Source organism: Actinoallomurus acaciae (genome assembly GCF_042429965.1).
Taxonomy (GTDB): domain Bacteria; phylum Actinomycetota; class Actinomycetes; order Streptosporangiales; family Streptosporangiaceae; genus Actinoallomurus; species Actinoallomurus acaciae.
The window spans coordinates 1-2,634 of the sequence record NZ_JBHLZP010000805.1 but is presented as its reverse complement, the minus strand read 5'-3'; the positions used below and the strand labels follow the sequence as shown (position 1 = coordinate 2,634).

The following is a 2,634-nucleotide window of genomic DNA, read 5'->3' as shown; positions in this document are numbered from 1 at the left end:
GCCCCGCACGACCCCGCCCCGCACGACCCCGCCCCGCACGACCCCGCCCCGCACGACTTCTTTTCCACAGCCGACCTCCCGGTCTTCCGCCGGAGGATCCCGGCGCTTGACAATGGAAGTGGGCTGGAGCCCCCGTGGCGGGCGGGGACCGCCTCCCGGGCAAGGAACCGCCTCCCGGGCAAGGAACCGCCGCACCGCGATCGGCCTGGGTCGGGTTGTCCCGGACGGGCTTGCCGACGACCGAGCCAACATGAGTAAATCTCGGATTATGTCCTCTCCCAGCCCTGCGTGGCGGAACTGGGCCGGTAACCAGCACGCCACCCCCCGCCGCGTTCTCGCCCCGCGTTCCGCCGACGAGGTCTCCGCCGCGGTCACGGCGGCGGCCGACGACGGCCTGACCGTCCGCATGGTGGGCACCGGTCACTCCTTCACCGGCGCCGCCGTCACCGAGGGTGTGCTGTTGCGCCCGGACGGGCTGACCGCGCTGCGCTCGGTCGACGCCGAGGCCGGGCTGGTGACCGCGGAGGCGGGCATGACGCTCCGCGCGTTCAACGCGCATCTCGCGGCGCACGGGCTCGCGCTGGCGAACATGGGCGACATCCAGGAGCAGACGCTGGCAGGGGCGACCCAGACCGCGACGCACGGCACCGGCCGGGAGGCCGCTGGGCTGGTCTCGCAGATCGCCGGGCTCGAGCTGGTGCTGGCCGACGGCACGACGGTGACCTGCTCGCGCGACGAGCGGGCGGAGCTGTTCGACGCCGCACGCGCCGGGCTCGGGGCGCTCGGCGTCGTGACGGCGATCACCTGGCACACCGTTCCCGCGTTCGTACTGGAGGCGCGCGAGGAGCCGATGCGCTGGGAGGCGGTGCTCGAAGGCCTCGACGACCTGGCCGCCGCCAACGAACATTTCGAGTTCTACTGGTTCCCGCACACCGACGGGTGTCTCACCAAGCGCAACAACCGGGTGGACGGCCCGGCTGAGCCGCTGTCGGCGTTCCGGCACTGGCTGGACGATGAATTCCTGTCGAACTCCGTGTTCGGCCTCACCAACCGGATCGGGTCGCGGTTCCCGCGTGCGATTCCGGCGATCAACGGGATCTCGGCTCGTGCCTTGGGCGCCCGCACGTACCGTGACCGCTCCGACCGCGTCTTCACGAGCCCGCGGCGGGTGCGCTTCAAGGAGCAGGAGTACGCGATCCCGCGCGAGGAGCTCGCCGACGCGTTGCGCGAGGTACGGTCGGTGATCGAGCGGAGCGGGCGGCGTATCGGCTTCCCCATCGAGGTACGGCTGCTGCCGCCGGAGAACCCCTGGCTGTCCATGGCGTACGGGCGCGACAGCGCGTTCCTGGCCTTCCACGTGTTCCACTCGTCCGACCACGAGGCGTACTTCCGCGACGTCGAGGAGGTGCTGACCGCTCTCGGTGGCCGCCCGCACTGGGGGAAGCTCCACACTCGCGACGCCACGTATCTTGAAGGCGTATACCCGCGTTTCGGGGACTTTCTAGCGCTTCGCGACCGACTCGACCCCGAAAGGCGGTTTGCCAACGCATATACGACTCGTATCTTCGGTAAGTGAGCGCCAGGGACGCGCCCGCAACGGCATCGAACGACATCGCCTGGAAAAGGATGCACAAGAATCGTCAACCCCTGCACCTCGCACCCGGGTGAACAGGCAAGCTGGGACGACGCTGCGGGAACTTGACAGGATCGCGTTTCGAGGACGGCGATGTTCGGACATGCCGGGTACGGTGCTGGCGGGCAGGTGCGTCCTGACGAGAGACTCAAGGGACCGGGGGAAGGGCACGCATGCGCCCCGAGCCACGTTGGACAGGGCACGAAAGGACACGCATGCAGGAGCTGCGCCTCGTCGCGGTCAGCGAGGACGGTTCGTACCTCGTCCTGGCCACCGCGGGCCGAGGCACCCGGTTCACGCTGCCCGTCGACGACCGGCTTCGCGCCGCGGTCCGTGGGCACTTCTCCCGCCTCGGCCAGTACGAGATCGAAGTGGAGAGTCCCTTGCGTCCCAAGGAGATCCAGGCTCGCATCCGCGCTGGAGAGACCGCGGAGGAGATCGCCGAGACGGCCGGCATCCCGGTGGAGCGTGTCCGCTGGTTCGAGGGACCGGTCCTGCAAGAACGCGAGTACATGGCACAACAGGCCCAGCGCGTGACGATACGCCGCCAGGGCGAGTCCGCGCCGGCGCCCGCGCTCGGTGAGATCGTCGAGGAGCGTCTCGGCAAGCGGGGCATCGACCTGGAAGAGGTCGAGTGGGACTCCCGCAAGTGCGAGGACTCCACCTGGCGCGTCCGGCTCTCGTTCTCCTACGACGGCCGCCCGTACGCCGCGGAGTGGGCCTATGATCCGCGCCGCCGGCACATCTCCGCGGTCAACGAGGAGGCCGCGCGGCTGTCCTCGCTCGAACTCGACGACCCGGTGGACGACATCGTCACCCCGTTCGTCCCCCGGCGCGCGATGAAGGTCGTCACCGAGCCCGTACGGGAGGAGGCGCGGCCCGCGCCCGCACCGCCCCCCGCTCCGCGGGCGGAACCGCCGCCGGCGGAGGAGCCCGCGTTCGTACGCGAGGTGCCGCGGCAGGAGGTGCCGCGACCGGAGCCGGAGGAGCAGCGCGAGACC

2 protein-coding genes are annotated in these 2,634 nt (G+C 70.5%); both read left to right on the top strand.

Translation table 11 applies throughout. The features are described 5' to 3' along the window. Positions 1-268: 268 nt before the first annotated feature. Positions 269-1,576 carry a D-arabinono-1,4-lactone oxidase gene (locus tag ACFFNX_RS47250; RefSeq protein ID WP_378212945.1) on the top strand — a complete coding sequence of 436 codons (1,308 nt, stop codon included), beginning with the start codon at positions 269-271 and terminating at the stop codon, positions 1,574-1,576. A gap of 272 nt (positions 1,577-1,848) precedes the next feature. After that, positions 1,849-2,634: septation protein SepH (gene sepH, locus ACFFNX_RS47245; protein WP_378212944.1), on the top strand; the 786-nt coding region annotated here is incomplete at its 3' end.